This window comes from Lactobacillus sp. C449L (assembly GCF_059900815.1).
Genome location: NZ_JBWXGA010000058.1, coordinates 1 through 597 on the forward strand (window position 1 = coordinate 1; position 597 = coordinate 597).

2 protein-coding genes are annotated in these 597 nt (G+C 66.3%); both read left to right on the top strand.

Annotated elements, in window-relative coordinates; genetic code table 11:
• On the top strand, positions 1-228 hold a 228-nt coding region (locus AC2JF9_RS08265; RefSeq protein ID WP_500726836.1), incomplete at its 5' end, for a DUF455 family protein.
• Positions 229-363: 135 nt separating this feature from the next.
• On the top strand, positions 364-597 hold a 234-nt coding region (locus AC2JF9_RS08270; RefSeq protein ID WP_500726838.1), incomplete at its 3' end, for a hypothetical protein.

Genomic DNA, 597 nt, shown 5'->3' on the forward strand with positions numbered 1-597 from the left:
ATCCTGCACCGTATCTACCGCGACGAGATCCGGCACGTCGCCGCCGGCACGCGCTGGTTCAGGGCGGTCGCGCAATCGCGGGAATCGGACCCCGTTGCGTTGTGGCAACGACTGCTCGGCAGCCATTTCCGGGGCGTGCTGAAGCCTCCGTTCAACGACTCGGCGCGCGCCGAAGCCGGTCTGTCTACGGATTTCTACGGCCCCATTGCGCCGGCAGGACTTGTTTAACAGTCTGCGCTCACGTCACGGGGTGGGCAGCTTCCTGACGAAATGTCCGGACGGCAAATGCCTGCCGTCCTTCATGGTTTTCGGCCGCGCCAGCGGCTGCACGGCCGGGCAGGTCGAGCGGGGATCGAAATAGTCATGAGTGAGTTCGCAGCGACCAACGCGGGTTTCGGGGGCAGGTTCCGCAGCTTGCTGAAAGCGCGGGATATTTTCATCCACGACGGGAAGGCGCTCCGCCGCATCCGCGTGAGCGTTCCGCTCCAGTTCGCCGCCGCGGCGGCCGCGCTTTCGACGCTCTGCTGGTCCGCCTTCGCCACCGCGCAGATCGCCACCGCCGTGCCGAGCGAGGAGATCGCCCGCATGGAGCAGAAG